Annotated in this window: 26 protein-coding genes; all 26 read left to right on the plus strand. The window is 38.2% G+C overall.

From position 1 onward, the window contains the following. The first annotated feature begins 9 nt into the window (after positions 1–9). The 26 genes from FHS45_RS05540 (at position 10) to FHS45_RS05665 (ending at position 25474) form a co-directional block, all read left to right on the plus strand. On the plus strand, positions 10–786 hold the full coding sequence (locus FHS45_RS05540) for an enoyl-CoA hydratase/isomerase family protein (protein ID WP_166761367.1): 777 nt from the start codon (positions 10–12) through the stop codon (positions 784–786). Between the two features lie 53 nt (positions 787–839). Further along, complete coding sequence (locus FHS45_RS05545) at positions 840–1946, plus strand: type 2 periplasmic-binding domain-containing protein (protein WP_208416262.1); 1107 nt, start codon at positions 840–842, stop codon at positions 1944–1946. A gap of 92 nt (positions 1947–2038) precedes the next feature. After that, positions 2039–3364, plus strand: coding sequence for a TRAP transporter large permease (locus tag FHS45_RS05550; protein WP_062445948.1), 1326 nt, complete (start codon positions 2039–2041; stop codon positions 3362–3364). A gap of 17 nt (positions 3365–3381) precedes the next feature. After that, complete coding sequence (locus FHS45_RS05555) at positions 3382–3906, plus strand: TRAP transporter small permease (RefSeq protein WP_062445949.1); 525 nt, start codon at positions 3382–3384, stop codon at positions 3904–3906. Between the two features lie 21 nt (positions 3907–3927). Further along, entirely contained in the window at positions 3928–4656 is a 729-nt protein-coding gene (locus FHS45_RS05560) for a 2-phosphosulfolactate phosphatase (protein ID WP_229717871.1), read from the plus strand. Positions 4657–4675: 19 nt separating this feature from the next. Further along, complete coding sequence (locus FHS45_RS05565) at positions 4676–5449, plus strand: enoyl-CoA hydratase/isomerase family protein (protein ID WP_062447947.1); 774 nt, start codon at positions 4676–4678, stop codon at positions 5447–5449. A gap of 26 nt (positions 5450–5475) precedes the next feature. Then, a complete protein-coding gene (locus FHS45_RS05570) occupies positions 5476–6516 on the plus strand; it encodes a phosphotransferase family protein (RefSeq protein WP_062445951.1) in 1041 nt (346 codons plus the stop codon). Positions 6517–6530: 14 nt separating this feature from the next. Further along, positions 6531–6974, plus strand: coding sequence for an FAS1-like dehydratase domain-containing protein (locus FHS45_RS05575; protein WP_062445952.1), 444 nt, complete (start codon positions 6531–6533; stop codon positions 6972–6974). After that, on the plus strand, positions 6971–7357 hold the full coding sequence (locus tag FHS45_RS05580) for a MaoC/PaaZ C-terminal domain-containing protein (protein ID WP_062445953.1): 387 nt from the start codon (positions 6971–6973) through the stop codon (positions 7355–7357). The genes FHS45_RS05575 and FHS45_RS05580 overlap by 4 nt, the downstream gene beginning before the upstream one ends. Beyond that, positions 7357–8538 (plus strand): acetyl-CoA C-acetyltransferase, encoded by a 1182-nt coding sequence (locus FHS45_RS05585; protein ID WP_062447949.1) that lies wholly within the window; start codon positions 7357–7359, stop codon positions 8536–8538. Before FHS45_RS05580 ends, FHS45_RS05585 begins: the two co-directional genes overlap by 1 nt. Beyond that, positions 8531–9433: an NAD(P)H-dependent flavin oxidoreductase gene (locus tag FHS45_RS05590; RefSeq protein ID WP_062445954.1), complete on the plus strand. Its 903-nt coding sequence runs from the start codon at positions 8531–8533 to the stop codon at positions 9431–9433. The genes FHS45_RS05585 and FHS45_RS05590 overlap by 8 nt, the downstream gene beginning before the upstream one ends. After that, positions 9414–10226, plus strand: a complete 813-nt coding sequence (locus tag FHS45_RS05595) for an enoyl-CoA hydratase-related protein (protein WP_062445955.1) — start codon at positions 9414–9416, stop codon at positions 10224–10226. Before FHS45_RS05590 ends, FHS45_RS05595 begins: the two co-directional genes overlap by 20 nt. Before the next feature lie 5 nt (positions 10227–10231). Further along, entirely contained in the window at positions 10232–11080 is an 849-nt protein-coding gene (locus FHS45_RS05600; RefSeq protein ID WP_371872038.1) for a 3-hydroxyacyl-CoA dehydrogenase family protein, read from the plus strand. Between the two features lie 365 nt (positions 11081–11445). Next, positions 11446–12207, plus strand: a complete 762-nt coding sequence (locus FHS45_RS05605; RefSeq protein WP_062445957.1) for an SDR family NAD(P)-dependent oxidoreductase — start codon at positions 11446–11448, stop codon at positions 12205–12207. 214 nt (positions 12208–12421) lie between these two features. After that, the gene (locus FHS45_RS05610) at positions 12422–13063 is read left to right on the plus strand and encodes an MBL fold metallo-hydrolase (protein ID WP_062445958.1); all 642 of its coding nucleotides are present in this window, start codon (positions 12422–12424) and stop codon (positions 13061–13063) included. A 98-nt stretch (positions 13064–13161) separates the two neighbouring features. Continuing rightward, positions 13162–14166: a thiamine pyrophosphate-dependent dehydrogenase E1 component subunit alpha gene (locus FHS45_RS05615; RefSeq protein WP_062445959.1), complete on the plus strand. Its 1005-nt coding sequence runs from the start codon at positions 13162–13164 to the stop codon at positions 14164–14166. A 12-nt stretch (positions 14167–14178) separates the two neighbouring features. Continuing rightward, a complete protein-coding gene (locus FHS45_RS05620) occupies positions 14179–15165 on the plus strand; it encodes an alpha-ketoacid dehydrogenase subunit beta (RefSeq protein WP_062445960.1) in 987 nt (328 codons plus the stop codon). A 48-nt stretch (positions 15166–15213) separates the two neighbouring features. Beyond that, positions 15214–16380, plus strand: a complete 1167-nt coding sequence (locus FHS45_RS05625; protein WP_062445961.1) for a dihydrolipoamide acetyltransferase family protein — start codon at positions 15214–15216, stop codon at positions 16378–16380. A gap of 20 nt (positions 16381–16400) precedes the next feature. Next, positions 16401–17168 carry an SDR family NAD(P)-dependent oxidoreductase gene (locus FHS45_RS05630; protein ID WP_062445962.1) on the plus strand — a complete coding sequence of 256 codons (768 nt, stop codon included), beginning with the start codon at positions 16401–16403 and terminating at the stop codon, positions 17166–17168. A 36-nt stretch (positions 17169–17204) separates the two neighbouring features. Further along, positions 17205–19202, plus strand: coding sequence for a sigma-54-dependent Fis family transcriptional regulator (locus FHS45_RS05635; protein WP_062445963.1), 1998 nt, complete (start codon positions 17205–17207; stop codon positions 19200–19202). Further along, the gene (locus tag FHS45_RS05640) at positions 19148–20263 is read left to right on the plus strand and encodes a zinc-dependent alcohol dehydrogenase (protein WP_166761368.1); all 1116 of its coding nucleotides are present in this window, start codon (positions 19148–19150) and stop codon (positions 20261–20263) included. The genes FHS45_RS05635 and FHS45_RS05640 overlap by 55 nt, the downstream gene beginning before the upstream one ends. A 64-nt stretch (positions 20264–20327) precedes the next feature. Continuing rightward, complete coding sequence (locus FHS45_RS05645; RefSeq protein WP_062445965.1) at positions 20328–21080, plus strand: SDR family NAD(P)-dependent oxidoreductase; 753 nt, start codon at positions 20328–20330, stop codon at positions 21078–21080. Between the two features lie 62 nt (positions 21081–21142). Further along, complete coding sequence (locus FHS45_RS05650; protein WP_062445966.1) at positions 21143–22675, plus strand: sodium:solute symporter family transporter; 1533 nt, start codon at positions 21143–21145, stop codon at positions 22673–22675. Between the two features lie 29 nt (positions 22676–22704). Continuing rightward, the gene (locus tag FHS45_RS05655) at positions 22705–23712 is read left to right on the plus strand and encodes an NAD-dependent epimerase/dehydratase family protein (RefSeq protein WP_062445967.1); all 1008 of its coding nucleotides are present in this window, start codon (positions 22705–22707) and stop codon (positions 23710–23712) included. Between the two features lie 20 nt (positions 23713–23732). Continuing rightward, positions 23733–23879 carry a hypothetical protein gene (locus FHS45_RS05660; RefSeq protein WP_157620191.1) on the plus strand — a complete coding sequence of 49 codons (147 nt, stop codon included), beginning with the start codon at positions 23733–23735 and terminating at the stop codon, positions 23877–23879. Positions 23880–23929: 50 nt separating this feature from the next. Then, positions 23930–25474, plus strand: a complete 1545-nt coding sequence (locus tag FHS45_RS05665) for a class I adenylate-forming enzyme family protein (protein WP_062445968.1) — start codon at positions 23930–23932, stop codon at positions 25472–25474. The last annotated feature ends 192 nt before the right edge of the window (positions 25475–25666 follow it).

A 25666-nucleotide genomic window follows, 5' to 3' on the forward strand; every position in this document is an offset into this window, starting at 1 on the left:
AGGAATTCCATGAATGATTTAGTCAGTATTCATGTGGATGGTCACAAAGGCTGGTTGACTATGAATCGACCAGACAAGTTAAATGCATTATCGCGAGAATTAGTAGCAGAAATGAAAAATGGTCTAGACCAATTATCTGAAAATGAAAATGTCAAGGTTATTGTGCTAAGCGGCGAGGGCAAATCCTTTTGTGCAGGAGGTGATATCGCCTCTATGAATGACATTGCTTCAAGCTCTGAAGCGGCAAAATGGGTCGAGTATGTTTCCAGCCTCTCTAGAAAAATATTAGAAATCGATAAGTATGTTGTAGCAGCTATACATGGGTACGCTGCGGGAGCCGGTTTTAGCTTGGCATTAGCATGTGATTTTATCATAGCAAAAAAGGATGCAAAATTTGCGTTGAGCTTTTCGAATATTGGGTTGATTCCGGATCTGGGATTGATCAGATCACTTTCAGAACGTGTGCCATCTCCAATAGCAAAGGAATGGATATCATCAAGCAAGATTGTGACAGCTGTGGAAGCTCATGAACAAGGTATTGTTAACCGTTTGACTGAGGGTAGTTTGTATGATGAAGTAACTGATTTTACTAAATTTATAGAAGAGGGTCCAAACGTAGTTAACAAATATGTTAAATTTCTTATCAACCATATAGATGATGCTTCACTTGATAACTATTTTATGACTGAAAACATCATTCAGACAACTTTGCTGCAGACCTATGATCATAAGGAAGGTGTTCAAGCATTCTTTGAAAAAAGAAAGCCTCATTTCCAGGGAAGATAATTTTTTTAGTAATAATTTTGTGAAAATTCATAAAAAACAAGGAGGGAAAAATATTGAGAAAATTAAATTGGTTACCTATTGTGTTCAGCTTAGTGCTTGTATTAGCGGCTTGTGGTGGAGATGAAAAAGCAGGCGGGGAAAGTAGTGATGAAACCATAACTTTACGTGCTGCAACTGGGTTGAGTGCTCAGCATGGTTGGTGGTCAGATACCATGGTTCCGTGGATGGAAAAAGTAGAGGAACTTACAGATGGACAAGTCCAATTTGAAACATATACTGGTGGCGAATTGGTTTCTGTACCGGATGAAGGTGACGCCGTATTGAATGGCACTGTTGATATAGCCTTGGTATTACCCATTTATCAACCGGACCAATTTCCAATGGCCGAAGTGACAATGCTTCCCCTTGCTCACTCAGATACCCTTATCGGCTCCAATGCTTGGAAAGCATTACTCAACAGTGATGTCGAGTTAAAGGATGGTCAAACTTACCAAGAAATGATGTTCACCGATTTCAAAGTATTTCCTGTTTCTACGACTCAGGAATATTCCATTTCAACAACAGGAAAAGAATTTGACTCTGTAAGTGATGTAAAGGGTACCTCACTTCGTACACCTTCCAGAATTCATGAAGTGTATTCCGATAACGTCGGAATCAACAGTGTAACTATGCCGGCTGTAGAAATGTACGATGCATTGAGTAGAGGTTCTTTTGAAGGAAGTTATTATAGCATTGCCGACTGGTCCGGTTATGGATTCCAGGATTTATTCCGTTACACATTGACTGGTATCAATTTTGGTCACTTCAACTCATTCATCGGAATGAGTCAGCAGAAGTGGGAAGATATGCCTGAAAATGTCCAAGAAGCTATGGAACAAGCAAATGAAGAAGTGTTCAAACCTGGGGCAGAAGAGTGGATCAACCGTTCTGAAGAGCTGATCGAACAAAATAAAGAGGACGGCGGGAAGTTTGTTGAATTTTCTTCACTCGATCAGGAAGTACAGGAAGTCTTTACTACAGGTATTGAGGATACATGGATGAATTATGCCAACATGTTGGAGGAACAAGGACTACCTGGAAATAAACTCATTAAGCTTTGGCGTGATTTGATTGTGGAAGAAGGCGGCGATGTACCTGATGGATTGAAGAACATAGAGTAGAAACTACCTATAATTCTTGCCTCATTTTATAAAAATGGAATGGGGCAAGTAAAATACATAGTTGATTGGAAAGATTAAGGAGTGATAGTTTCATGGATAACGTCACCATTATTATTATCATATTGGCAATGGTAATATTACTCTTGCTTACAGGACTATATATTCACTCTGTTTTATTCGCCACAGGAATTATCGGTCTGATTTTATTAGAGGGATTCAGCTTTCTGCCGGGGCTTTTAGGGAATGAACCGTTCGATAGAGTCGCAAGTTATACACTAACAACTATTCCACTGTTTGTTCTTATGGCACAATTCATACTCCAATCTGGAATAGTAAAAGATTTATTTTATATCGTTCATAAGGTGGCAAAAGGAAAAAACAGTGTCCTCGGAATCTTGACAATATCTATCGGTGGATTGTTGGGAGCAGTATCTGGTTCAGGCACAGCCACTTCAGCCTCTTTAGGGCAAGTCGCTATTCCTGAATTACGTAAACACAGGTATAGTTCCCGATTAGCGGGCGCTATCGCAGCAGCGGGAGGGTCCTTATCTGGTATCATCCCTCCTAGTATTATCCTTATCCTTTATGGAGTGGCTACAGAAACGCCTGTAGGACAGTTATTCATTGGTGCTCTCATTCCAGGTGTGTTAGTGATGATTGTGTTCATAGCCATAATGCTAATCTACTATCGAATGGAACAAAAAGAAACATACGAAGAAGCTGATAAGGATTCATTGATACAACAGAGTGATAAGGTAACTTTCATCCGGTTATTTGTAGTAAGTCTTGCTGCATCAATCATTGTATTAATCATCTTTGTCGGAATTTATGCAGGAATTTTCACCCCAACAGAAGCAGGTGCTGTAGGAGCTTTTGTCGGCTTCTTAGCTGCTCTATGCTTAGGGAAGGTCAACTTTGAGTTTCTAAAAGTATCACTAGTAGAAACTCTAAAGCTTACGGGCATGGTAATGTTGATCATGATCGGGGCTCAGATCTTCGGTCGATTCGTATCGTTATCTATGCTGCCGAGACAGTTGATTGCTATGTTGGATCCAATCATGGGAATGCCTGCATTGGTATTAATTGTCATATCTCTCGTTCTCTTCGTTATGTTCATGTTTATCGAAGGTGCAGCTGTGATTCTGATGTCCATCCCAGTATTATTGCCAATAATCACAGAATTACAGATCGACCTGTTATGGTTTGGAGTTTTCGTTGGGGTTATTTGTACTATTGGCTTGATTACTCCCCCAGTCGGTCTAAGTGTCTATGCGGTCGCTGGTGTCAGTGGCATTAAGTCTGACGCCATATTTAGAGTAGGAATGGCTTTTGCAATTGCGGCACTTGTTATTGTATGCGGTACCATGATTGCTTTTCCAGAAATCGCAACATTTTTACCGGATTCGATGAGTCAATAAATGAAGGAGTGAGCGGAGTGAGAAGCGCTTTGAAAATTTATCGCGTCTTCGAGTGGATCAAGCTGATCGGTATTTGGATCAGTGGAATCAGTTTATTTGGAATGATGATGTTCATAGTCGTAGACGTTGTTTTAAGAAATGTACTTTCTGATTCCATCAACGGAGGATTTGAGTTCGTGCAGAATTATTTCATGCCATTGGCTGTTTTCCCGGCGTTAGCTTATGTCTATTCATCCGGTGTATTGCCTCGGATGGATCTGGTTCTCGATAAATTCAGTGTTCCTATTAAGAGAATACTGATTTTCATAATGGTTTTGCTTGAAATTTTCATATTAGGTTTGATTGTCCAATTCACATGGGAGTACGCAGTGTCAGGATTAGAGAGGGAAATGTCATTTCCAGCGGCGGGCAGTCTTTACCCATTATATCCATTATTCTTCTTGATTCCATTATCATTCGCTTTGATTATTGTAGAAAATTTATTTATTTTGTTCCGAAATATCATCGAAAGAAAGCCTTCCTTTTTGTTTAAGGAAAAATAAGGAGACTAGAGGTTGTATGAAATGAGAAGAGTGATTGTTCTTACACAAAAAGAACTGGTAGAAAAAGAAAGGTTAAATGATGCCACTGCAGTAGTAATCGATGTTTTCTTGGCCACATCCACGATAGCCTTCTTATTGGAGTATGGTTACGACCCTGTTTATACAGCAAATGACGGAAACCATGCGTGTGACATTCAAGAAAAAGAACAGCTATTTGGACTGATGCTTGGTGAAAAGAACGGGGAAGCAATTGAAGGGTTCGAATATCCAGATCCTACTCTGATTCAAAAAGTTAATAAAAAACAATCCGCAATCATTTGCTCTACAAATGGAACAAGGGCAGTGGAATCCGCCAATCTGTCGGAATCATTATTGTTATCTTCTTTAGTCAATGGCCATATGGTTGCAAAACATATACACCAAAAAACAGACTCAGAAACAATTGTTATTATATGCGCTGGGAATGCAGGCCATTTCTCGGCAGAAGATTTTGTCGGTGCAGGACAACTTGTTGATCATTTATGGGAAAGAGAAAATTACTCTTTTTCTGACTCGGCAAAACTTGCCCGGGATGCTTTCCTGAAAGAGAAAGCTAATAATTATAAAGGATTGTTGGAAAAAGAAACTTCTAAACTTTTAAGAGACACAGGCTTTGCAGAATCTATGGACCTTATCATCCAATCAGTAGAAATGGTCCATGTACTTCCAATGTATGTAGATGGAAAAATACAAAATTTAAACTTGGAGTGATGTTATGGGACACGGAGATATGAATTTAATCCAATATAGCTGTGGAGGAGAAATAGCAAAAGTGACAATCCATAACCCTCCATTAAACGTTTTGACAGATGAACTGCTGACAGAACTGGACAAGGCGGTAAGTGATATTTTACAAGAAGAAAGTACGAGAGCCATGATTTTGACAGGTACTGGGAAGAAAGCATTTGTTGCGGGGGCTGACATAAACCAGTTCTCTGTTTTGACTAAAGAAACAGGAAAAGAGCTAGTAGATAAAGGAAAACGTATTTTTAATAAGATCGCAAATGCCAAATTTCCTGTTATTTGCGCCATGAATGGTTTGACACTTGGAGGAGGCCTTGAATTAGCACTTGCATGTGATATCAGAATAGCTGAGGAAAACGTGAAGATGGGATTACCCGAAACGGGTTTAGGTATTTTACCAGGATATGCAGGTACACAGAGATTGACGAGGCTTATTGGACCGGGGAAGGCAAAGCAAATGATTTTTACTGGGGTAACTTTCTCAGCTGTTGAAGCCCATCAAGTTGGTTTAATAGAAAAAATCGTACCTAATGGAGAAGCCTATATTGAGGGCATGAAAATTGCAGAACAGATATTAATGAAAGGGCCAGTGGCCATTGCTTGTGCAAAGAACGCTATTGATAACGGAATAGATATGCCGCTTGCGGATGGCCAGAGACTGGAATCGGACTACTTTGGTGAGTTATGCGAAACAGAAGATATGCAGGAAGGTGTAAAAGCATTCAAGGAGAAAAGAAAACCAACATTTCTAGGTAAGTAATTCATAGAAAGGAGCTGAATTAATAAATGAGACAATTTACTGATTATGAACATATCAATTGGGATGCTCTAGAACGTTTCCTGAAAGAATCCATTTCAGATTTACCAAAGGAACAGATGGATGTAAAAAAATTTTCTGAAGGTTATTCAAATTTGACTTACTTAATTACCTTTGGTGATTGGGAGGGAGTACTAAGGAGGCCTCCATTCGGGGAAATTCCACCAAAAGCTCATGATATGTCACGTGAATATAACATTCTGAGAAAGGTAAACAATGCTTTCCCTTTAGCCCCAAAACCATATTTATATAGTGAAGACCCGAATATTATGGGAAGACATTTTTATGTAATGGAAAAGAAGCAGGGGATAGTTATAGACGAAAAAATTCCTGAATATTTCGGTAATGTTGAAAAGATCGGTCCTCTGATTTCTACGAACCTGATTAATACTTTGATAGAGATGCAATCTATAGATTATAAGGAAGCTAATTTGACAGATATCGGAAAACCGGAGGGTTATTTAGAAAGGCAAGTGCATGGATGGATCAAAAGATACAATCGATCCAGAACGGATAACACTCCAGAAGCGGAGGAATTAGAGGCCTGGTTCAAGGATAACATTCCAATTTCAAGGGAGATAGCCATTGTCCATAATGATTTCAAGTTGAATAACCTTGTTTTAGATAATGATATTCCTGGCAAGGTGAATGGAGTATTGGACTGGGAGCTTTCGACCGTCGGTGACCCGATGACAGACCTAGGCTCAACAGTAGCCTATTGGCGCCAGTCAGGTGATCCTGACTTAGGTATTAACGTAGTGACCAATCAACCTGGCTTTTTTAATAGAAGAGAATTCGTAGAAGAGTATGCAAGCAGATGTCAACGCGACATGTCGGATATTACCTATTACGTAGCTTTCGGCTTTTATAAATTGGCTGCCATATTACAACAAATTTATTATCGCTGGGCAAAGGGTGAAATCGAGGACGACCGGTTTGAAACATTGAACGAGGCGGTCGGAAACTTGATTGAAATGGCTCATCTCACTAAGTCTAACCGGATTATTTAAAAGAAGGGATATTAATGGAAGAGACACTCCGACACGATTACGCTCCATTTATAATTGAACGCGGAAAAATTAAAGAGTTCGCCCTTGCACTAGGAGTGAAAAACTGCATCCATTACGATAAAGAAAAAGCAATAAAACTTGGTTATCGGGATGTAGTAGCGCCTCCTACCTTTGGAACAGTGATAGATTTCTGGAACGATAATCATTATTATCAATTTTTAAAAAAGTTGAGCTTAACTCCTGAGGATGTGCTCCATGGTGAACAATCGTATGAATATATAGAAGAAATTTGTGCGGGGGATGAAATAACAGGAACTGTTCGAAATAGAAATACGAAAGACAAGGGCGATAAAATCTTTTTTTATCTTGAAACTAATTATTTTAACCAACATTCTAAGCTTGTGTTAATTGGACGAGCGACACTAGTTACTTTTAACAAAAAGGAGGTTCAGGAATGAAGCCTTTCCCGATAGAGGAAGTTCAATCTATCGACCTAGTAAAATATTGTGGCGCTTCTGGTGATTTCAACCCTATCCATACAATAGAAAAAGTCGCAAAAGAAAAAAAACACCCCGATATTCTTGTCCCAGGTATGATGTTGATGGGATGGGCTACTCAGGCTATCAACACATGGTTTCCAGGAAAGAAGATGAAGAGCTTTCATGTCCGTTTCTGTTCTCCGGTTTACTCGAAGGAATCACTCAAAGTGGTTTGCACATCTAAAAAGAATACTGTTGCAGGAGAACAAAAGTGCACGTTGGAGATAGTCAATCAGACAGGGGAAAAAAAGATGACAGGCAAATTTGAAATTGCCACCGAAATTGAAGGAGGAAATACATGATGCAACAGATTTTCGTTATAGAAGGAGCTCGGACAGCATTCACTGGTTTTGGTGGTTCATTTGTAAATACGGATGCAACAGAGCTTGGGAAAGCGACAGCAGTTGAAGCTATGAAACGCGCCAAGGTGGCTCCATCTTTAGTTGATCATGTTATATATGGAAATGTGATCCACTCCCAAACAAGTGCCGCTTACCTTTCTCGTCATATAGGCCTACATAGCGGGGTGCCAGAGAAAATCCCTGCACTGACATTGAATCGATTGTGCGGATCCGGCTTGCAGGCAGTGGTCTCTGCCTCACAAAGCATTTTATTGAATGAAGCAGATATTGTATTAGCTGGAGGAACCGAGAATATGTCCCAGTCTCCTTATGCTAATTTCGAACAGCGATTCGGCGGTCCAAAAATGGGGGATTTGAAGTTCGAAGATATGCTTCAGGCGACACTGACAGATAGGTATACAGGGGCTGGTATGGGGATGACGGCGGAAAAGTTGGCTGAAATTTATGACATATCAAGGGAAGAGCAAGATGCTTATGCAGTCGAGTCAAATCAGCGGGCTGCAAAGGCTCGGGAAAATGGAACCTTTGGTGGAGAAATCGTTCCGGTCCAAGTGAAAACGAAAAAAGAAACGCGAACAATCGAACAAGATGAACATATAAAAGCAGATGCTAGTATAGAAAAAATGCAATTGTTACGACCTGTGTTCAAAAAAGACGGTACTGTCACAGCTGGAAATTCATCAGGAATCAATGACGGAGCAACAAGTGTCATCGTTGCAGGTGAACATGCAATTGAGAAAAATTCCTTGAACCCGTTAACACGGATCGTCTCGTGGGGCATCGCTGGAGTGGATCCAACAATCATGGGAATAGGACCAGTGCCTGCAATTAGACAGGCATTAGAACGAGCTGATTTATCTGTAGAGGATATGGACCTTGTAGAAGTAAATGAAGCATTTGCAGCACAATATCTAGCTGTTGAAAAAGAACTTGGATTAGAGAGAGAGAAAACCAATGTGAATGGAGGAGCAATTTCGCTTGGTCATCCAGTCGGTGCTAGTGGATCAAGAATTTTACTATCTGCATCTTATGAACTTAAACGCCGGGGTGGAAAGTATGCTGTTGTCAGCTTATGTATCGGCGGTGGCCAAGGAATTGCAATGGTGATTGAAAATGTCTGATCTACCTATTATCGTGGCTCCGATGTTCTTGGTTTCAACTCCAGAGATGACCATTGAAGCAGGAAAAGCAGGAGTAATAGGCTCTTTTCCATTGTTGAATGCACGACCAGCTGAAAAATGTGCCGAATGGCTGGAAAAAGTTAAGCGTAATCTGGGGGACAAGCCCTGGGCTGTTAATTTCATATGCCATAGTGGGTCGAATAAACGATATGTGGAAGACTTTGAGTTGATAAGAAAATACGAGCCTCCTATTGTTATCACTTCATTGGGTAACCCGCGTGATGTGATAGAAGTGGTGCATAACTATGGGGGGAAAGTATATTCAGATGTGTCAAATGTGAAGCATGCCAAAAAGGCAGCTGAAACGGGAGTCGACGGCCTAATTCTAGTGTGTGCAGGTGCTGGGGGGCATGGAGGAACATTGAATCCCTTTGCGTTTCTTAGTGCTGTGAAAAAATTTTACGATGGAACACTTATTCTGGCAGGAGGTATCACTACAGGCAGGGATGTGGCAGCTGCTAAAGTGATGGGAGCAGATTATGCCTATATGGGAACAAGATTCATTCCCGCAAAAGAAAGTATTGCTTCGGAAGAATACAAGCAAATGATTCTGGATGCTTCTATTGAAGACATTTTATATACTAACGCGTTCAGTGGTGTCCATGCCAACCTCTTGATACCAAGCTTGCATCGGATGGGGATTGATCCTAAAACATTAAAGTCTAGGGAAGATGTAGATCTTTCGCACCTGGTCAATGTCAAAGCATGGCGGGATATTTGGTCTGCGGGGCATGGGGTAACACTAGTGGAAAAACAGGAGCCTATCAAAGAAATCATTGACCAGATGACTCGTGAATACAAGGAGGGGATGACAGATGTCATACCAAACCATTAAATACGAGATACACAAAGGAATCATGACCCTAATATTGAATCGTCCCGAGCAGATGAATACCTTTACGTATGCGATGAGTGAGGAACTATTGGACGTTTTAGAATGGGCGAATCAACAAGATAAGATCCGCGTGGTTATTATAACCGGAGCAGGAAAAGCCTTCTGTGCAGGGATGGACTTATCCGGTGGCACCTCCACTTTTGAAACAGATGAAGCGGCTGATGACTTCCGGGATGTCGGTGGTAAAGTCAGCTTAAAGGTTTATGATATGAAAAAGCCAGTAATTGCCGCAATAAATGGGGCAGCTGTTGGAGTCGGTATTACCCTGACCCTACCAATGGATATTCGAATTATTAAAAAGGGAGTGAAGGTAGGTTTTGTATTTGGACGTGTCGGTATCGGACCCGAATCCGTCTCTGGGTGGTTTTTACCGAAGCTAGTAGGAGCAGGAAAAGCACTAGATTGGATGCTAACAGGGCGTTACATTCCTACGGATGAAGCAATGGCCGCAGGGTTAATTCAGTATGAAGAAGAAGATCCTCTGGCTAAAGCCAAGGAAATCGCCGAAGCAATAGTCCAGAATACCGCAGCTACCTCTAACGCGTTCACGCGTCAAATATTGTGGAGAATGACTGGGGAAAGCAATCCGAAAAGAGCCCATTTGATTGAGTCAAAGTACTTATATTGGGCTGCTCGACAAGCAGATGCAAAAGAAGGAATCAATGCATTTTTGGAAAAAAGGTCCCCGTCCTTTTCATTATCGTCAAATGAATTACCAAATTTCTTTCTATAGGAGTGGTGAGACAGATGAAAATAGGTGTACTAGGATCCGGAATTATGGGCAATGGTATCGCGCAGGTTTTTGCCATGAACGACTATGACGTAACGGTAGTAGAAATAAGTGAGCAAGCAGCTCAGAAAGCAAAAAAAGACATGGAGAAAAACATTAACCGCGTTATAAAAAAGAAGGAATTGGACATTAAAGCGGAAGAAGTACTGGAAAATGTAACATTCACCACAGATAAAACCGAATTCAAGGGTGCTGCACTTGTCGTGGAAGCCATCATTGAAAATATGGAAATCAAAAAGCAAGTATTCGCCGAGCTGGAAGAAATTTGTGATGAATCCACCATACTAGCGACCAATACATCAAGCTTGTCTATCACAGAGATCGCCTCAGCGACCAAGCGTCCAGCCAAAGTATGCGGCATGCACTTTTTCAATCCAGTGCCGGTTATGAAACTGATTGAAATCATTGAAGGTGTCGAAACATCCAAAGAAACGGTACATACCCTAGAAAGAATCGCTTCCAATCTCAATAAAGAAAGCATCTTAGTAACAGACGCGCCTTTATTCATTGTCAATCGCATACTTGTGCCAATGATCAGTGAAGCCATTTTTGTATTAGACGAAGGCATCGCCTCCGCAGAAGACATTGATGCAGGAATGATGTTAGGGGCGAGTCACCCGATTGGACCCCTTAAACTGGCTGATCTTATCGGACTCGATACCTTATTGTATGTGCAAGAAACGTTATTCCATGAGACAGGTGATTCCAAATACCGTATTCCTAAACTGTTGAAAAAATTAGTGAGGGCAGGGCATTATGGAAGGAAGACAGGCAGAGGCTTTTATGCTTATGAGTGATGCAGATAAAAAGTAGCATACCAGTATCAGAGAATTTTCAACCCAAATAATGGACACTTATAAGGAAGTGTTACCTTATTTGGGTTATTTCAGTATCCAGATTCTTATTTTCACCTCGTTCACTATTCGTATTAACACCTATTAATTCTTATCGGTAATAATAAAATTTTTGTATATAAAATGTTTGGCGTAATTAATTGGTGAATACTTACATTCACTTCACTACCCAACTTGCAATTAATTGATTTATTCCAACGAAGTATGAAGTATTAAATATATTTTTATATTCAATTGGCATGGATTTTGCATAACTTATGGCACCACATAGATTATGATAGTTTTATAATTTATTAGGAGGTTTCAATATGAATGTATTCTCATTAGAAGGTAAGGTAGCTATGGTAACAGGGGCTAATCGCGGGCTAGGAAAATCAATAGCATTAATGTTAGCTAATGCAGGTGCTGATGTTGTTGTTTGTGGGAGAAATGAGGAAAGAAACCAGGAAGTTGTTAAAGAAATTGAAAACTGTGGGAGGAAAGCATTAGGGATATCAGTAGATTTAAACGATTTAGAAGAAATAGAAAAACTAGTGGAAGAGGCTTGGAAAGAATTTGGAACAATCGATATCCTAGTGAATAATGCAGGAAGATCTTCAACTAATTTTGCTTTATCGACAAGTGAAGAGGAATGGGATCAAGTAATGGATCTGAATGTTAAATCATTGTTTTTTTGTTCTCAGGCAGTAGCTTCAAAAATGAAGGAGAATGGCAATGGCGGAAAAATTATTAATATGGCATCAGTTGCTGGGGCAGTTGGAGATGTAGGAATAAGTCCTTATACAGCAAGTAAGGGAGCGGTAATTAACTTAACTAGATCTCTTGCATTGGAATGGTCTAGATTTAACATACAAGTAAATGCTATTGGGCCCGCTTATATTGAAACTGACATGAATAAAGAACAGTTAGCTATACCTAAAGTAAGAAATAAGATTATTGAAAAAACTCCAATGAAAAGGTTAGGACAGGCTGAGGAATTAGAAGGTGCTGTCTTACTGTTAGCAGGTAAAGGAAGTAGTTTTATTACGGGACAGACTATTTTTGTTGATGGAGGGTGGCTTGCTCAGTAAAGGAAGATATGTGTCGAGTGGGTAAGTAGTTACTTCATTTTTAAGAAATATAATAAGAAAATTATTTTTAATAGTAAAGTTTTATAGGTGAAAGCTTATTATAGCGATCATTTGAAGTTGGCATAATTTTTGCAACATTATCACGGTAGAAAAGCATTTAATGTAAGCGTTTACTCAATATGCTTGATTGGAGGAATTGAGGGGGATTTTGTATATGGAAGAACCAAGAGTGAAGTGCTTCATTTCAAGAACACAAAAAAGTAACTGTTATGTTGTGTCTTCATCTGATACATGTGTAGTCATAGACCCTGGAGAGGTTACTGAGGAATTATTGAGTTACCTAAACGGTCGAGATGTAGATTATATATTACTTACCCATGGTCACTATGACCATATTGCTGGAGTGAAAAGTTTAAAAACACTTACCGATGCACAAGTAGGTATACATCATTTAGAAGCCAGTTGGCTGCTTGACCCCGTTTTAAATCGCTCTTCAAATACCTCTAAGCATATCTATTGTGATTGGCCAGATATTTTGTTTGACGGAGAAGAAGTGATTCAATGTGCTTCCATTTCTATAAAAGTTCTATTTACACCAGGACATTCGCCAGGAAGTATCAGCTATTTAATTGAAGATAAATTTGTTTTTACAGGAGATACATTATTATCGGGTTTTGTTGGAGCAGTACATCTACCACAAAGTGATCGAGAATTGTTAAAGCAATCCATACAGAAAAAAATACTTACACTTTCCAATGAAGTAATCGTCTATCCAGGGCATGGCCAAAAGTCCACCATCAAATTTGAAAGAAGAAATAAAACTATTCCAAATACCAAAGAGTTCTTTATTATTTAGAACTATCACTTTATTGAGGGAGGTGATATTAAAAACAAGAAGATATCCTAATTAACTCTAGACTTAGTGGGAAGAAAATTTAAAAGGAGTGTATTAATATGGCAGAAATCTATCAGCGAGATGTAAATTTAGAAGACTATGATCCAGATTTACTAATTGAGTTGTATAAAACGATGGTTAAAATTAGGTCATTTGATGAAAATTTGATTCGCTTAATGCAAGAAGGTAAAGTTTCTGGGTTCTATCATTCTGGAATTGGCTCGGAAGGTTTGTCTGCTGGTTCGATTACAAAACTCCTCCGAGATGAAGACTATATTTATTACAATCATAGAGGTTGTAACCAAAAAATTGCAAAAGGGGTTCCACTTTCAAAAATATATGGTGATTTTTTAGGTACTATAGAAGGAACGACTAAAGGATTGGGGGCGGGAATAGTTCACAGTGCTGATCCTTCCAGGGGGGTCTTAGGTCAAGCCGGGACAATTGGATCTCAACTTAGCTTAGCGGTAGGGTCTGCTTTTGCTTCTCAAATGAAAGGAACTGACCAAGTTACTATAGTTTATTTTGGAGATGGTGCAGCTTCCAGAGAAACTATGCACGGATCTCTAAATTGGGCCAAATTATATAACTTGCCTGTGATTTATATTTGCGAAAACAATGAATATGCAATTTCATGTCATGTATCGGAAACTCATGGGGTCAAGGCTCATATTGCAGATTGGTCAGAAGGGTACGGGATTCCAAACTGTGTAGTTGATGGAAATGATGTCCTCTTGATGCATGAGGTGACCAAAGAAGCCATTGAGCGTGCTAAGAAAGGCAGGGGACCAACGTTTATTGAAGCACAAACTTTCCGTCATAGAGGACATTTTGAAGGTGATCCTTATGATTATATTGATAAAGCTGTCCTACAAGATTGGAAAGATAATAGAGACCCTATTAAGAATTTTAAAAAGCAATTAATTAATAGTGGACTAACAACCGAAGATCATCTGATTAACTTAGGTAAGCAAGTAGAAGAAGAAATCTTGCAAGCTATTGAAATAGCGGAAAATGCCCCTATGCCAGAACGGAATCGTATTTATGAAGGTCTATTTGCATAAGGAGGAGAAAAAATGAGACAAATTACTATGCGTGAAGCACTTAATGAAGCTTTACATGAAGAAATGGAAAGAGATGAGAGCACAGTATTATTCGGTGAAGACGTGGCTAAATTTGGTGGAATCAATAAAGTAACTCAAGGGCTTTATGAAAAGTATGGGGCGCCTCGGGTTTACGATACCCCGATTGCTGAAGCTACAATCGTAGGAGCTGCGGTTGGCATGGCTATAACCGGGCATGCTAGACCGATTCCAGAGCTTCAATTCGGTGATTTTGCAAGTATTGCATTCGATGAAATCTTTAACAAAATGGGGAAATGGCGGTTCATGCACGGAGGGCAGATGGAAATGCCTATAACATTAAGGCTCCCTGTTGGTATAGCGGGAGGAGCAGGTCCTGAACATTCTCAAAGCCCTCAAGCCTTGTTTATGCACGGTCCAGGTCTGCAAATTGTTGTACCTTCGACTCCTTATGACGCAAAAGGATTACTTAAGACATCTATTCGTGATAACAATGCAGTACTATTTTTTGAACATAAATTACTTTATGACATGAAAGGCGATGTGCCAGAGGAAGAGTATTTAATTCCATTTGGTAAAGCTGATATAAAACGCGAGGGAGAAGATCTCACGATTATAGCTACAGCACTCCAAGTACAAACCTCTTTAGAAGCTGCAGAGGAGCTCTCAAACCAAGGGGTTGAAGCTGAAGTTATTGACCCTCGTACACTTGCTCCTCTTGATATGGAAACCATCTTGAACTCTGTACGTAAAACTGGAAGAGTTTTAATAGTACATGAAGAATCAAAAACAGGTGGGTCAGGTGCTGAAATAGCTGCGCAAATTCAAGAAGAAGCACTTTTTGACTTGGAAGCACCTATAAAAAGAATTGGAAGTCCTGATGTACCTATTGCACAAAGTATTCATTTAGAACAATTTTATCGTCCGAACGCACAACAAATTATAAATGCTGTTAATGAAATTATTGATGTTCCAGTATAAGTAAAAATGACAGAACATTCTGAATCGAAAATGTGGGGAGTGTCAGATATGTACGAAGTAAAAATGCCAAGGTTAGGTGTAACCATGCAAAAAGGTACGATTAATCAATGGTTAGTCGAGGAAGGAGAGGAAGTTAATAAAGGAGATTATATTTTTGAAATGGAGACGGAGAAGTCAACTTTAGAAATAGAAGCCCAAGAGTCAGGGACCTTAAAGAAGGTGATTGTTCCTGATGGAGAAGAAGTGGCTGTAAATACTGTAGTTGCTATTATTGCTGATCTAAATGAAGAAGTGGATTTATCCGCTTATCTTCAAGATACAAACCAGGAGAAAGCTGTAGGCAATAACAAAGAAAAATCCACATCTTCAACTGCTACTGCTGTTAGAAAACAAAGAAGTAAAGTGGTTCCTAAGGCACGTAAGCTGGCCAAAGAGATGGGGTTATCTCTAGAGGAAATTCAAGGGACAGGGAAAGATGGGTTAATTACAGTCAATGATGTTAAATCTTTTGTAAATTTCTCAGAAGAATCTCAACTTACTGTGAAAGAAACCATTCCATTAAATCATGTGAAAAGAGCTATGAGCAACAATGTATTAGAAAGCTGGCAAACTGTTCCTCAATTTACACAAATGGTTTCTGTGAATATGGAGAATGTACTCAAAGTAAAAAAACAACTAGAGGGGATTACTTTAAATGATCTTTTAATTAAGTCTTTAGCCAAAGCAGCGGCTTCCTATCCGATAGTAAATAGTCAATTTGATAAAGATAAAAAAGTGAAAATCTTTGAAGAAGTAAATATATCGGTTGCTGTAAATAGCTCACATGGTCTTGTGGTACCCGTTTTACGAAACGTTCCATCTAAGTCAATCCATGAAGTTTCTAAGGAAATGAAAGAGATTGGGTATAAGGCAGAAGCAAGTGAGCTTACCCCTCAAGATTATGCTGATGGCACAATTACTCTTTCTAACTTAGGAAGTGTGGGAATCGAATCGGGAACCCCTATTATTAATACTCCCCAGTCAACGATAGTTTTTGCTGGAACTATTAAGAAAACACCGATAGTAAATAAGGAAGATGAGGTTATTGTGGCTCCAATAATGACCCTCTCCATTTGTTATGATCATCGGTTTATTGACGGGGTAACCGGGGCTGAGTTTACAAATCAGTTTAAAACTATTTTAGAAAAATTAAGTGTTGAAGATATTACTACTTAAATAAAGAAAAGAGGGGTTAAATGAGGTTAAAAAATAAAGTAGCTATTATAACCGGTGCGGGTAGTGGGCAGGGCAAAGAGGCCGCGAAAATATTCGCGGCCGAAGGTGCTCATGTTGTAATTGCTGAATGGAATGAGGATAACGGTAAAAGTGTGGAAAAAGAAATACTTAACACAGGTCATAAAGCCACTTTTATCAAAACTGACATCTCTGACGAAAATAATGTTAAGGAACTGGTGGAGCAAGTAATCAGCCAGAAACACAGGATAGACATTCTTTTTAACAATGCTGGTATCGGATTTTCTTCCAGATCCCAATATAAAATGGCATCTGTATTAGAAACCCCTCTTGATGATTGGAATAACATTCTCTCTATTAACTTAAATGGAACATATTTAATGTGTAAACATGTCTTACCAATTATGATTGAACAGCAATCCGGAAACATCGTGAATAATTCCTCTCTCAACGGTATTCTCGGAGTTACCGGTGCAGATGCTTACACCGCATCCAAGGGAGGGGTTGTAGCACTAAGCAGGGTAATGGCTGTAGATTATGGTAAATATAACATTCGTGTCAATTGCATTTGTCCCGGAGCTATTGATACTCCAATGATCCAGGAAGTCCTTGACAACCCAGAGATTGCAAAGAATTATGAAGCCGGCCCCTTAGGTAGAGTAGGTAAACCAGAAGAGGTTGCCCAAGCTGCATTATTTTTGGCGTCAGAGGAATCCAGCTACATTACAGGGTTAATCATGCCTGTAGATGGGGGTTGGAGTGTTGTCTGATAATATCTGGGCTTAAACTTTAAGGAGGGAAGCCAGATGGTGAAGGATAGCTTTTTCTTACAAGGTAGTTATTCACCAAGTAAAACGACAGAGAGGGAACGAGCTTTACAATGGAGTTGGACAAACTTTTTCAAGAAAGGAATAGAAGGAGAAAATATTCGGTCCCTCATACTTGCTTCTTGGAAGAGATCTGAGGATTATCTAATCGACCCATTTGAAACAAAGGCTCCGGTTATTGTCGATGAGTATGATTTAGAAAAAAGAAAAGAAGCAAATAAAGAAGTACTTACATTCATACGACCCTTTATGGATGATCTTTATGAAATTGTTAAAGGGACAAATAGCATAATAGCTTTCTCTGATAAAGATGGGGTAGTTTTGGAGCTTCATGGCGACAAAGACATTAAATTAAATGCCTCCTCAACTAATTTTATGGTTGGGGTAAACATGAATGAAAAAGTTATGGGGACTAATTCAATAGGTACTTCCCTTGCACTTGGTCATCCGGTTCAAGTGGTTGGAGCTGAACATTATTGTAAAGCGTGGCACACATCTCATTGTTCGACTGCTCCAATCAATGATCCACAAACAAACGAAATTGTTGGAACACTTACCTTAGTGGGATATTTAAAATCTGCACATCCACACTCTTTGGCATTGGTTAAGACAGCTTCTGAAACACTGGTCCAACTATTGGAGCAGCAGGGATTAAAACATGAACAATATATGATTAATAATTATTTCAGCGCGGCGATAGAGTCCGTATCAGATGGAGTAATTGTACTTAATCGAAATGGAGAACTTATCCGTCATAACCAGATCGCCTCACACCTTTTAAAGCTTCCTTCCTCTGTAGAAAAAAAGAAATTGAAGATTAGTAGTATCAGTCATTTGAATCCGCTGCAAAAAAACTTCCAGAAGGCTATACAAGGAGAAGATGTTATTATTCAACAGCAACTCGATCTCCCGCAAGAGGGCAGAGTTAATGTATTAATGACTTCAAGAAAAATCATGGTCGCGGGAAATCATATAGGCTGCATTATTATTTTCAAAAAAATAGCCGAAAACCATACTAAGAGCTTACGAGCCAAGCATACTTTTTCAAACTTAAAAGGCAGGGATGAATCAATTACCCAGGCCATTAAATTAGCAAAAAAGGTAGCTCTAACAGATAAAAGTGTAATGATAATAGGAGAAAGCGGTACAGGTAAAGAGTTGTTTGCCCAGGCTATTCATAATGAAAGTTTAAGAAGAACTGAGTCTTTTTTGGCTATCAACTGTTCTGCTATTCCAAAAGAGCTAATTACCAGTGAATTATTTGGGTACGCGGAAGGGGCTTTTACCAATGCTTTAAAGGGAGGAAAAAAAGGTAAGTTTGAGGCAGCGGATGGAGGAACTTTGTTTCTTGATGAAATCGGAGATATGCCATTAGAGCTTCAAGCTCATTTACTTAGAGTCTTAGAAGAAAAAGAAATTACACCTGTAGGAGCTAATTACTCAAAACCGATTGATGTAAGAATTATTGCTGCTACTAACAAAGATTTATACGAGCTTGTTAAAGAAAATAAATTTCGTTTGGATTTATTTTATCGATTAAACGTAATTTCTTTAGAGATACCTCCACTTAGAAAAAGAAAAAGAGATATTAGTTATCTTGCTGAAAATTTCATATCTACTAAAAGGATAAGTGAAGAAGTTAAACAATGCTTTCAGTTTTATACTTGGCCAGGTAACCTAAGAGAATTAAAAAATGTAATAGAACAAATGGAATTATTCAGTGAAAGTGAAGAGTTAAAAACTGAAGACCTTCCATCTTATTTACAGGAAGAGCTAGGAAATCAGGATAATAATGATACTAAACTTTATCAAACCTTTGCAGAACAAACGAAAAAAGAGTCTTTAATTATAGCACTGAAGGAGAACAAGAATATAGCCGCTGCTGCTAAGAAACTAGGTGTGTCTACGAGTACTGTTTATCGTTGGGCTCAAATGTATGGATTAGAAATAAAGAAAATAATAAAAGAAAGTTATTGAATGGAAAAAGGGGTGTTATTTTGAAAGCTGCTATTTTTAATGGACCTCAATCAATGGAAGTACGAGATGTTCCGCCTCTAGAAAGTAATCCTAATGACCTTGTCTTGCGTGTATTATCCTGTGGTATATGCGGTTCTGACTTACATTCGATGAGAACTGGGGACTTTGTGACACCAGGCCAAATAATGGGTCACGAATTTGTCGGAGAAGTAGTTGAGGTAGGCTCAAATGTTGAAGGTATTAAGAATGGTGATAGGGTGGTAGGAACTTCTGCTGCATTTTGTGGGGAATGTAGGTGGTGCAAATCAGGAGACTTCATCTATTGTCCAGATTTATTCAATACTGCAATTGGCTATGGAAGGCCTGGTGGTTTTTCGGATTTTGTAAGAATTGAAAACGCTGTGTTGAATCAAACTGTTTTCCATGTCCCAGAACATTTATCCAATGAAGAGGCCTCTTTAATGGAACCACTAGGAGTTGCAGCTTTGACTGTGTCTCAAGTACACCGGCAATCTAATAAAAGGGCGCTAGTGATAGGAGGAGGGATAATTGGAAATCTAGTAGCTCAAATACTGAAAAATGAACATGATTATGATGTAGCTATTTCGGAACCATCCGAGATTAGAAGAAATAAAGTTTACGGAGTTACACATAAAATAAATCCATTTGAAGAAGATCTGATCAAGCGACTTCAAAACATATGGGGGGAAGGAAAATACCATTTTGGTTCAGGCGGAATGGCTGATTTAGTTATAGATTGTGCAGGAAGTAAGCAAACATTCATTCAAGCACTAGAGGCAGTTAGAAGTAAGGGAGTTATTGGTGTAGTAGCTCTGCCTGATCAACCTGTTCCGGTAAATCTCATGCGTGTAGTGCATAAAGCCCCTGAAATTGTAGGAGTATTAGGCTCGGATATGGGAGAGGCTATACGTTTAGTCAAGGAAGACAAAGTTACTCTTAACACATTGGTAACGCACACATACCCACTTAAAAATATAACAGAAGCCTTTAAAGTTCAACAAAATACAGATGCATCTGTCAAAGTAGTAGTGAATCCATAATCAGTTTGTTTAAGTAAGCCCAACCATTTATCAGCTTTTATATATTGAAAAGGAGGTGATCACTGTGAAACTACAAAATAAAGTAGCAGTTGTGACTGGAGGGGGATCTGGATTAGGACGTGAATTTTGTATTCAAATGGCTCATGAAGGTGCAAAAATAGTAGTAGCAGATATTAATAAAAAAAATGGTGAAGAAACTGTAAAACTAATTGAAGCCGCGGGTGGAAAAGCATATTGTTTTGAAATTAATGTGGTTAAAACTGAGCATATTAACAATTTGATAGCATCAGTTTTAGAGGTATTTGGTACCATCGATATTCTTTGTAATAACGCTGGTATTACTGGTGAACGCACGAAGTGTCATCAAGTTACAGAAGATTCTTGGGATACAGTTTTAGAAGTTAATTTAAAAAGCATATTTTTAATGTCCAAAGCAATAATACCCATTATGATCAAACAAGGTGGTGGGGTAATCATAAATACTGCTTCTGCCTCTGGAATAATTGCAAGCGCTGCAGGTGTTGAATATACAGCTGCTAAGCATGGGGTAATAGGACTAACAAAACAATTATCTTACGAATATGGACATGAGGGAATTAGAGTGGTTGCTATTGCACCTGGAGTAATTAAAACCCCACTTACAAAACAATTTTCTAATGAAGATGGACCATTTCATCAACTGACCATGAATGCACCCGCTGGCCGATATGGTGAACCGATTGAAATAGCTAAAGTAGTTACTTTCTTGGCAAGTAAAGATGCTAGCTTTATTCACGGTCACGTTATACCCATTGAGGGTGGATCGACTATTTTATAAATCTTAAATATTAGAAATGTAGAAATTATAACACCTTAAAATTATTGAAAGGGGCAATTTGAATGGATTATACCTCCTGGGCAATTCTAAGTATGGCTGTCTATACATCTATACTTTTATTGATTGGTTGGATTACCACGCGGAACACTAAAACAGTGGGTGATTACCTTGTAGCTGGAAAAAGTATGGGGATTATTTTATTAACCTTCGGATTAATGGCAGCAATTCTTAGTGGTGGCGCTGTAATGGGATATTCAGGAACAGGCTTCGGAACTGGCTATGCAGGTTATGTTATGTTAGTTTCCCTCGCCTTCCCAGGAATAGTGATTAGCTATTGGGTTTTAGCCAAACCTATGCGTATCATTGCTGAAAAACATGAGGTATACACCCTTCCTGACTTCTTAGCACTTCGCTATAACAATAACAAAACTGTTAGAGGACTTTCAGCTTTTGCAATTTTACTGGGGTGCACCGCTTACATGATTTCACAATTTGCAGCCATGGGCTGGGTTTTAAGCTCTATTCTAAACATATCTTATACCACCTCAATTTTAATATCTGTTGTCATTATGGGTGTTTATACTGTGGGAGGTGGAATGAAAGCATCAATGTGGTCTAACCTTTTTCAAATGATTATCCTACTAACAATTGGATTATTGTTAAACTTTTTATTACTCCCTCAAGTTGGCGGTTTAACAGGTTTACACAATACTTTAGCTGAAACTGCACCAACTTTTCTTCAACCTTGGCATGAAGAAGGGGCATTTTCTATGGGCCTAGTTCTTCAATACGGTATAGTAGTGGGCTTACTGGCCTATGCTGGTGTCCCTCACGTTTCAACAAAGTTTCTAACAGTAAAAAATATTAAAGTATTAAAATGGGCCCCACTAGTTTCAGTAATTCTATATTTTGGCGGAGTCTTATCCCAATGGCCAGGGATGGCAGGAAAGGTACTAGTTGATAATGGTTCAATTACCGCACCACAAGCTGCTGATCAAATCCTTCCACACCTCATTATTAATCTAGTTAACAATCCTATAATGGCTGGCTTCTTTCTTGTTGCGGTAGCGGCTGCTGTTATGTCCACTTGCGAATCCTTTCTTATATTAAGTTCTGCAGCTATAGTTAGAGATTTTTTCAAAAATACTTTAGGAGTAGAAATGAGCGAAAAAAAAGAATTGAAATGGATACGAATAGGTTCATTATTAGTCTTAATAATTGGGTTTTTATTATCTCTCAACCCACCCACTTTCATCCTACTGGTTGTTAGTGTAGCATGGGGGGCATTTGCTGCTATGTTTGCACCAGCTCTTTACCTAGGAGTTCGGTGGAAAAGAGCCACTCCTCAAGGAGCAGTGGCTGGTCTTTTGACGGGCATAATTTTTGGAGGAGTGCTAGGTATATTAAATCTAACTGTTTTTAATAACAATCCCATCCTACCTCAGTTTAATGTTGCTGTATTAGGAACAATTCTTGGAACAGTGGCACTAGTGACAGTATCCTTACTTACCAAACCAACAGAGAGCGTAGTTTTTAATCATTTTAATAAAAGTCAGGCCGTTATTACAAATACGAGAAAAAATATAAGTGGATAAAATAGAACAACGGAAAGGATTTATTTCACATGGGGAAAATTTTAGTAACTGGAGGGTTTGGATTTTTAGGTGGGCATCTAGTAAAAAGATTGCTCACTTATGGAGAGGAAGTAGTGGTATTTGACACTAATTTCCCTTCAAATGGTTCTCCAATTAAGTGGTTGTTAAGCGATGAAATTGAGAACATTGAATATGTAATAGGAGATATAACTGATAAAACTATTGTAATGGAAACAGTAAATACTAAAAATATAAAAAAAATTTTTCATGCAGCTGTAATAAATGATTTGGATATATTAGCCAATGATCCTTTATTAACTATGAAAGTAAATGTGGAAGGTACTCTAAATATACTAGAAGCTGCTCGCAATTTTAATGTGGAAAAAGTGGTGTTAGCAAGTTCTGTCTCCGTTTATACACCAGTAAAATACGAGCCAATAGATGAGTACCACCCTGTCATTTCACCCGATGAAGGTCCTACTTTACTATCATACTCTAGTTCTAAAATTTCAGCTGAGTCTTTTGCCCAGCACTATTGGTTACATTATGGTTTAGATATTATTTCTCTGAGGTTTTCGGGGATTTATGGATTTGGTATGAAATACCCAATGTATATAAAACCAATGGTCGAAAATGCTGTAGAACAAAAACCCACCTTTTTCAAAGATAATGGAAGTTCTAAACGTGACTATACCCATATTAATGACGTGACTAAAGGGATTATACTAGCATTGGATAAACCTCTAAAGAAAAATATATTCAATATCTCCTCTGGTGAAAAATTAATAAGTCCTAGGGAGATAGCTAAAATCGTAGAAGATTTAACGCCCAATACCACTGTCAAGTTTGGTAATGAAAGAAATATTATAGAAGACAGGAGTGCAAAAACAAGAGGTATTCTTTCTATTAAATCCGCCAAAAGTGACTTAGGCTTTAACCCGGGTTACAACTTGAAAGATGGTATCAGAGAATATTTCAATCTCTACAAAAGTTATTTGGTAAATAATGATCTTTATTTTCCATCTAAATATAATTAATTTCCAAAGGAGATGGCTTTATGTTTGGTTTGTCATTTTTAACTTTTTTTATGGTTTTCGTCACACCACTTATTGGAATCATATTAGGGTTACTCTATGCTTTTAAATTTAATGAGAGTAGCGAAGAGTGGGGAGTAATTGATAATTTATTTAAGAGAAATGATTAATTGGAAAATTTACTATGAATTTAAACTATATAAGCAAGGGAGGTGAGTTAATGAATTTAGGATTAGTTTTACAAAGACAAAAAGATTTGAATCCTAATAATATTGCTATTAAATTTGAGGAGATAACATTGAGCTATGCCCAATTCAATAAGCGTGTTAACCAATTATCAAATGGGTTATTGAATGCAGGAATCAAAAAGGGGGACCGCATAGCTTTACTTTTGCATAATTCTAATGAATTTATAGAATCTTTTTGGGCTGCTGCAAAAATAGGAGCTATTTTAGTTCCTATAAATTGGAGATTAAGCACACAAGAGATTAAATATATTTTGCAAGATTCTTTATCCAAATGTTTAATTTATGGGGAGAGTTATAAACAAAAGGTTAGGGATTTAAAGAAATCCTTAGGAAATATTTCAAAATATATCATCGTAGAAGGAAAAGAGGAAATCGATCCTAGTTATGAAAATTTTATAAGGGATCAGAACGAAGGGGAGCCTAAGCAAGAGAAAGTATGCCTGGAAGATCTATTTATTATAAATTATACCTCTGGAACTACAGGAACCCCTAAAGGGGTAATGCTTACGCAAAAAAATATATTTTGGACCTCAATTAACCAAATTGTGGATTGGGAAATTAATCGGGACGATATTACTCTAATAGTATCACCATTATTTCATGTGGGTGGTCTTTTAATGTTCTCGCTTCCTGCAATTCATACAGGCTCATCTATGGTAATACTTCGACGTTTTTCAGTTGAAAAAGTATTACAATCTTTTGCAGAAGAAGGAATTACAACAATGTTCGGTGCTCCCACGATGTACCATGACATTGCTCAACATGCACATATAATTAAAAATTCCAACTATGAAAAGCTTCGTTTATTATGCTCAGGAGGAGCTTCCCTTCCGATGTCTTTAATGAAGCAAGTTAGCGAACTTTTCCCTAAAACGAACTTCACAGAAGGTTATGGAGTAACCGAAGCAGCTTCTTGTTCAAGTGTTCTTAGACAAAAAGATATTTTAAGTAAGCGAGGGTCAGTCGGCAAACCTTTTATTCATAATTTAATGAAAGTTATAAATAGTGAAGGTAGGGAAGTAGAGGAAGGTGAAATAGGTGAAATAGTTTTAAGTGGTCCTACTGTTATGAAAGGATATTGGAATAAACCTAATGAAACTAAGTCAGCATTCATAGGTGAATGGTTCAAAACAGGCGATTTAGCCAGAGTTGATAACGAGGGTTTTATCTATATTGTTGATCGGAAAAAAGATATGATTATTAGTGGAGGAGAAAATATTTCACCTAAAGAAGTAGAAAATGTTTTATATAGGCATTCAAGGATTTCAGAAGTAAGTATAATAGGTGTTCCTGACAAAAAATGGGGTGAGTCGGTAATGGCAGTAATAGTGCTAAAACCTAATGAAAAAATGACAAAGGAAGAAGTAATTGTTTACTCAAAATCTAATTTAGCAAGCTACAAAAAGCCAAAATATGTTGAGTTCGTGAGTGAACTACCTAAAAACCCCGCGGGAAAAGTACTAAAGCACGAATTACGGAAAAGGTATAGCGAACTCTCTGAGTCACATAAATTCTGAATAAGGCAAAAATAATTCTTTTTGCAATTGCATTAGTAGTCCTATTACAGAGCTAATATAAGGAATAAACACACACATATGTGTGCTTAGGGCTGGCGAGAAAGTCTCGACAGCCTTTTCTTATTTAAAAAATCATCAAGTAATCTTGTATTAATAATAACTTAAATAACTCTATTGTTTATAATAAACATA

This window comes from Thalassobacillus devorans (assembly GCF_011761345.1).
In the GTDB taxonomy this organism is placed as follows: Bacteria; Bacillota; Bacilli; order Bacillales; family Halobacillaceae; genus Thalassobacillus; species Thalassobacillus devorans.

What these genes read in the sequence shown, in the direction of transcription:
- FHS45_RS05560 (WP_229717871.1), top strand. Translation starts at nt 3,928, where the DNA reads ATGAGAAGAGTGATTGTTCTTACACAAAAAGAACTGGTAGAAAAAGAA.
- FHS45_RS05575 (WP_062445952.1), top strand. Translation starts at nt 6,531, where the DNA reads ATGGAAGAGACACTCCGACACGATTACGCTCCATTTATAATTGAACGC.
- FHS45_RS05615 (WP_062445959.1), top strand. Translation starts at nt 13,162, where the DNA reads ATGGCAGAAATCTATCAGCGAGATGTAAATTTAGAAGACTATGATCCA.
- FHS45_RS05590 (WP_062445954.1), top strand. Translation starts at nt 8,531, where the DNA reads ATGTCTGATCTACCTATTATCGTGGCTCCGATGTTCTTGGTTTCAACT.
- FHS45_RS05630 (WP_062445962.1), top strand. Translation starts at nt 16,401, where the DNA reads ATGAGGTTAAAAAATAAAGTAGCTATTATAACCGGTGCGGGTAGTGGG.
- FHS45_RS05655 (WP_062445967.1), top strand. Translation starts at nt 22,705, where the DNA reads ATGGGGAAAATTTTAGTAACTGGAGGGTTTGGATTTTTAGGTGGGCAT.
- FHS45_RS05610 (WP_062445958.1), top strand. Translation starts at nt 12,422, where the DNA reads ATGGAAGAACCAAGAGTGAAGTGCTTCATTTCAAGAACACAAAAAAGT.
- FHS45_RS05580 (WP_062445953.1), top strand. Translation starts at nt 6,971, where the DNA reads ATGAAGCCTTTCCCGATAGAGGAAGTTCAATCTATCGACCTAGTAAAA.
- FHS45_RS05540 (WP_166761367.1), top strand. Translation starts at nt 10, where the DNA reads ATGAATGATTTAGTCAGTATTCATGTGGATGGTCACAAAGGCTGGTTG.
- FHS45_RS05570 (WP_062445951.1), top strand. Translation starts at nt 5,476, where the DNA reads ATGAGACAATTTACTGATTATGAACATATCAATTGGGATGCTCTAGAA.
- FHS45_RS05585 (WP_062447949.1), top strand. Translation starts at nt 7,357, where the DNA reads ATGCAACAGATTTTCGTTATAGAAGGAGCTCGGACAGCATTCACTGGT.
- FHS45_RS05660 (WP_157620191.1), top strand. Translation starts at nt 23,733, where the DNA reads ATGTTTGGTTTGTCATTTTTAACTTTTTTTATGGTTTTCGTCACACCA.
- FHS45_RS05635 (WP_062445963.1), top strand. Translation starts at nt 17,205, where the DNA reads ATGGTGAAGGATAGCTTTTTCTTACAAGGTAGTTATTCACCAAGTAAA.
- FHS45_RS05665 (WP_062445968.1), top strand. Translation starts at nt 23,930, where the DNA reads ATGAATTTAGGATTAGTTTTACAAAGACAAAAAGATTTGAATCCTAAT.
- FHS45_RS05550 (WP_062445948.1), top strand. Translation starts at nt 2,039, where the DNA reads ATGGATAACGTCACCATTATTATTATCATATTGGCAATGGTAATATTA.
- FHS45_RS05565 (WP_062447947.1), top strand. Translation starts at nt 4,676, where the DNA reads ATGAATTTAATCCAATATAGCTGTGGAGGAGAAATAGCAAAAGTGACA.
- FHS45_RS05595 (WP_062445955.1), top strand. Translation starts at nt 9,414, where the DNA reads ATGTCATACCAAACCATTAAATACGAGATACACAAAGGAATCATGACC.
- FHS45_RS05605 (WP_062445957.1), top strand. Translation starts at nt 11,446, where the DNA reads ATGAATGTATTCTCATTAGAAGGTAAGGTAGCTATGGTAACAGGGGCT.
- FHS45_RS05620 (WP_062445960.1), top strand. Translation starts at nt 14,179, where the DNA reads ATGAGACAAATTACTATGCGTGAAGCACTTAATGAAGCTTTACATGAA.
- FHS45_RS05625 (WP_062445961.1), top strand. Translation starts at nt 15,214, where the DNA reads ATGTACGAAGTAAAAATGCCAAGGTTAGGTGTAACCATGCAAAAAGGT.
- FHS45_RS05650 (WP_062445966.1), top strand. Translation starts at nt 21,143, where the DNA reads ATGGATTATACCTCCTGGGCAATTCTAAGTATGGCTGTCTATACATCT.